Here is a 4,907-nt window from a genome sequence, read left to right as displayed (position 1 = left end):
CCATTTCTGCCAGCAGGCAGGCTTTATCAAGGCAGGCGTCGCTGTCTAGCACCAGCAGCATTCTGGCCTCGCTGGCTCGCAACCCGGTGGAGAGTTGCTTGGGCTGGTAGCTGCTTTGATAGCTGCGCAGCGCCTGGGTGAGCAAGTAGAAGACGTTGTTATTCAAGCGTTCCTGCCTGGCGCTGCCTACTGCGTTCTGTGCAACGCGCTCCGCCACCTGCGGGTAAGGCAGTACCATGGAATAGGATCCCTGGTGATACACCAGCGGGGCGCGGCCCAGATCGTCAAACGCCACGACTTTACCAATCAGGATCCAGTGGTCACCGCCATCAACCTGCTGATATTTCTCACACTGAAAGCGTGCGGCACAGTCGGCAAGTAAGGGGACGTCACCCGCGCCGACCTCCACCTCAATCCCGGCAAATTTATCCTCGCTGGGGCGGGCGAAGCGATTGGAAATATCCATCTGATCGGCGGCCAGCACATTAATGGCAAAGTGGCTGGCTTGTTCAAAGATCGCATAGCTGCCGGAGCGTTTATCAATGCTCCACAAGACTAACGGCGGATCCAGCGACACCGAGTTGAAACTGTTGGCGGTTACTCCCACGCGGGTACCATCTGCGGTTGCTGCTGTCACTACCGTCACGCCAGTGGCGAAATTACCCAGCGCACGGCGAAATGCGCGGGGATCCAGGGCAGGCTCTGTGTGATGTGTCATCAATAGGTTCTCCAGCTCATTACACCATTGTTGGATCGGGCTCTAAACCCATCAACTCGCGCCCAAGGATCTGCGCGCAGATATCGTAATCGGTATAGGCGTGTGCCCCGGTCATGTGTGAGTCGCGGAACAGGCGCTGGATCTCATTGCTCTCCATCCAGCTGGTTGCCCCTGCGGCGCTGAACAGGCGATCAACCGATTCGATGCACATTTTGACTGCGTAGGCCTGGTTGGTACGCCAGAACGTCAATGTCTGGTGAGAAGGATATTGGTGCAGGCGGCCGTGTTCGGCATGTTCTTGCCAGGTTTTTTCCAAAAAGGCACGGGCGGCGGCAACCTGATGGGTGGACTCTGCAAGACGCATTAGCGCCGGGGTGGCGGTACCCACGCTGGCTCCGGTATAGGCGCGAACGCGGTTTTGGGTTTTTTCCTTAAAGGCGACCAGCATACGTTCCGCTACGCCAAGGCTGATGGCAGCAAAACCGCAGGCAAAATAGGGGCGATAAGGTGAGTAGAAGATATTGCTGTCCGGGTAGAGGCCGTAACCGGAAGAGCGCCCGTGCATCATATCCTGAGCGGCTTCAATGCGGTGATTGGGCACGAAGGCATTTTTTATGATCAGCGTTTTGGAACCGCTGCTGCGCATGCCAACCGCAAACCAGTCATCACGAATTTCGTAATCGCTACGTGGGATCACGCCAAAGCTGTAGAGCAACTCACCCTCGGCGTTTTTGCGGCGAAAGCCGATAATCGCCCATTCGGCATGGTCACAACCGCTGCTCCAGCCCATTTCGCCGCTCAGATAAACACCGCCTTCGGCTTCTTCAATACGGCCAAACGGGGCAATACTGCTGCTGGCGGTGGCGTCTGGATTATCTCCCCAGATCTCTTGCTGTAGTTTGGGGGAAAACATCGCTATCTGATGGCTGTGGGTACACAGCAGGCTGAAAGCCCAGGCCGTTCCGCCACAGGCTCCGGCCAGCGCGGCGACACAGTCGGTGAATTCTGGCAGGGAGATTTCCAGGCCACCGAATTTTTTCGGTTGGAAAACCCGGTGCATACCTATGCCTTTTAACAAACGGATATTCTCATCCGGTACTTTTCGTTCGCTTTCCGCCTGTGCGGCATTGGCAGCGATAAGTGGCAGAATGGGCAGTAATTTTTCCAGCATCGGGTTGCTAGTTTTCATCAGTTGGTTCCCTCGGTAGGGGTGGGCGTGGGATGAGTATGGGGGAAGGGTATTTTAATGGAATGTAACATTCAGGTAAAAAATTGTACTTTTCATGTTAAATGTTGAGGGTGTGATCTGGAGGCGGGTTTGAGGGGCTAGGTGTGAGGCTCTTGGTTAGCCATCTGATGTGCGTTGACCGAAGTTGTATAAATATTCTTCACTCTTTGTTGAGTTATGCCGGTAACTTTCATAAAATCCGAAGCATAGAAGAGTGCTGTTAAGCTTCAGAAGAACATCAACTAAGAATTTTTACCATTTTTATTTGGCTACATTTTTTTGTAAATTTTCCCACCAGTCGATTTGAGTTGTACGAGTCATACCCTGGCTAGGAAAGGCCTTGCAGGGGGAATACATCCAAAAAGAGGGAATTTACATGGCAAATAATATCTATCTGACGATCAAAGGTAAGAAACAGGGACTGATATCCGCTGGATGCTGCACTCTTGACTCCATTGGAAATAGATATCAGCTAAAACATAAAGATCAGATTCTTGTACTGCAGTTTGATCATGCTATAAGCCGTAGCCAGCATACCAACCACCATCCGATAAAATTCTGCAAACCTATCGATAAACCTTCGCCACTCTTTGGTATCGCAATCTCGAATAACGAAGAACTCGAGCTTCTTTTTGATTTCTATCGTACGACTCAGACAGGGGCTCAGGAAAAGTCCTATTCAATCATGCACACTGGCGCGACCTTAAAGAATATCGCGGTTTCCTATCCACATGCCTTGAACCATGCTGATAGCCAACCGGAAGAAATGATTTCTGTTGCATACCAGAGTATCGATTGGAAACACCATATCGCCGGAACCGGTGGCTATAGCATCTGGGATGAGCGTGTGTATTAACAGGGAGCAGAGACATGCGAAACAGCATCGTTGCACGGAATCAGTTCTGTGATATCACACAAGTCGGATTTAGAAAGTGGGATGAAATCGACGCGCTTTTCTGGAGGTTGACGAAAAGCAATCCAGAGAGAAAAAGCGGTGAGTTTTACTTAAACGCATATAAAGATGCCTATGTTCAATACAACAAAGACAGAGTTATAAAGTATGCTTACCAGGCCGGTATTCTTCCTGAACTGTTAGGAGGGGTGGCGTGGATTGAGTCAGGAGGAATGCCTGAAGAGTATAAATTTCAGATATTCGAAGCAAAACGAGCTTTGGGTCTTAAGGCTTTTCCTGAGGATAAAACCTCTTTCGGTTCTGTAGCCATGCAGATTCAGGTCGCTGCAAGTACGCTGGGCTTAGATCCCAATACACTGACAACACGGGACCAACTTGAGCTTGCAACCTGTTTGATGGAGGATGATTTCAACCTCTGGATCGTTGCCCAGCATCTGCGGGATATGATCCTCTATGACTATCCGAATGTAGCAACCCTTTATCTGTCTGATGAGCAGTACATGATGGCTGGGATTCGCTATAACCGAGGTATAGAAAGAAGACTGAACGATTTTATCCACTTCATCCACATGAAACCGGAAAGGGGGTCCGCAGAATTTGACTACATATCCTATGGCGCCCGATTATTGCAAATTCGGAACCATATCAGAAAACTGTTGGGGCTCAACGGCTAAAATGAAAATGGATAAAGAAAAGGTTATCGATGTTATTTCTATGTTGGGCTATTTTGTCTTTGCCTATTTTTCTATTGAGTTTTTTTCGATCAATAAATACGACTGGATGATGGAGGCGGGAGATACTGTATGTAGTATTCCCCATCAGTCACTTAGTAATCGTACTTTTCAAGCAGCTTTAGCAGCACTATTTCTGATTACTCCTTTATTGATTGCATTACTACGCAATATTTACATAAGAAATCGGTATAGGTCGTGGTTTTATGCCGTGGGGATACTGTGGGTTGCAGCTTACGGCGGGTGGGTGTTTTTTGGTCGATTTGCTATGTGTTAGCTGAATAGTTCTAGAGAATGGTTGTCATATTCACTCGGGTAAGGCCGTGCCGCAGTAATCAGATTGCCAATCTGAAAAGCAAAAAGCCCGCCTAAGTTTCCTTAAGCGGGCTTCTCTAAATATGGCTCCTCTGACTGGACTCGAACTTTATTTTATCTAATTGAATTTGAATAGGTTAATTTTTGAAATTTAGAATGAAGCCCCCAATTAAGCCCCCAAAAGTAGCTGAATGCCATAATTGTGATCTACATCTCATATTAATGTCGTCATGACGGTAAAGACTCTCATGAGTTTCTCTTTTTTCTGACGAGAGCCTATTACGAGATACTTACCACTTACCAGCCGCAAACAACAAGGTTAAACACTGTTGCAGATTTTGAGTGCACGATGCCGGGATGATTGAAAATCAACCAAATGCGTCAACTAAAGTAGTATTATAAAATGCCATTTAGATGAAACTGTGGTGCTGTTTGAGTTTGTTCGCGATTTTAGCAGTATAGATACTTTAATAATTGAAGATCAGGCTGAGAAAAGAGCACTTGGAACTTGTGCTGCGAACTTGAAGAGCATCTGGTACTCCCGGAAGAGGGGGATTATGATGGAATATTGTGGGCGGCAAGGGATAGGACTTAGGAATATCAATGTTTGTACAACATCGGAAGGTATCCTTCTCCAGCCGAAAGAGTTTGGTCACAAATTGTCTGCTTGACCCGCGGAATATCCCACTGATATCGGTAGAGAGATTACAGAGACTTCGGTGAGGTATATGGGGTGCAAAAGTGCAACTTGTTCCGCAAGTTAGCGATACCTGACAAATACCGCGCACATCGCGGGCCAAAAATCGGGAGGATTTATGGCGCTGTTTGACGCCTGGTGCGAAGTGAAAAAAACCAAGAACAAGCGTAAGCACCTGTGGACCTTTGTGGAATGCGACGGCGGGCGCGATGTTGTATGATCTTACCCACGAACAATGGACACACGACTAAGCGAGGGTCTGGTTTTCAAATTGTTCCGGGCTGAGTCCGCCACAGGCACTGTGG

Annotated in this window: 5 protein-coding genes; 3 read left to right on the top strand and 2 right to left on the bottom strand. The window is 48.3% G+C overall.

The genetic code is table 11. The annotated features are described in order from the left end of the window. Both ACLQ7H_RS17945 and ACLQ7H_RS17940 read right to left on the bottom strand, forming a co-directional pair. Positions 1-718: p-hydroxyphenylacetate 3-hydroxylase reductase component (locus ACLQ7H_RS17945; RefSeq protein WP_411753828.1), on the bottom strand; the 718-nt coding region annotated here is incomplete at its 3' end. 19 nt (positions 719-737) lie between these two features. Beyond that, positions 738-1,907, bottom strand: a complete 1,170-nt coding sequence (locus ACLQ7H_RS17940) for a p-hydroxyphenylacetate 3-hydroxylase oxygenase component (RefSeq protein WP_411753827.1) — start codon at positions 1,905-1,907, stop codon at positions 738-740. A gap of 415 nt (positions 1,908-2,322) precedes the next feature. On the opposite strand from ACLQ7H_RS17940, the gene ACLQ7H_RS17935 reads away from it, so the two are divergent. The 3 genes from ACLQ7H_RS17935 to ACLQ7H_RS17925 are packed head-to-tail and all read left to right on the top strand — an operon-like array spanning position 2,323 to position 3,867. Then, a complete protein-coding gene (locus ACLQ7H_RS17935) occupies positions 2,323-2,802 on the top strand; it encodes an Hcp family type VI secretion system effector (RefSeq protein WP_411753826.1) in 480 nt (159 codons plus the stop codon). A 14-nt stretch (positions 2,803-2,816) separates the two neighbouring features. After that, positions 2,817-3,533 carry a hypothetical protein gene (locus ACLQ7H_RS17930; protein WP_411753825.1) on the top strand — a complete coding sequence of 239 codons (717 nt, stop codon included), beginning with the start codon at positions 2,817-2,819 and terminating at the stop codon, positions 3,531-3,533. A 7-nt stretch (positions 3,534-3,540) separates the two neighbouring features. Continuing rightward, positions 3,541-3,867 (top strand): DUF2645 family protein, encoded by a 327-nt coding sequence (locus tag ACLQ7H_RS17925; protein WP_411753824.1) that lies wholly within the window; start codon positions 3,541-3,543, stop codon positions 3,865-3,867. The last annotated feature ends 1,040 nt before the right edge of the window (positions 3,868-4,907 follow it).

It is taken from the genome of Serratia sp. (in: enterobacteria) (genome assembly GCF_046715635.1).
Lineage (GTDB): Bacteria > Pseudomonadota > Gammaproteobacteria > Enterobacterales > Enterobacteriaceae > Chania.
This window is presented reverse-complemented; position numbering and strand designations above follow the sequence as displayed.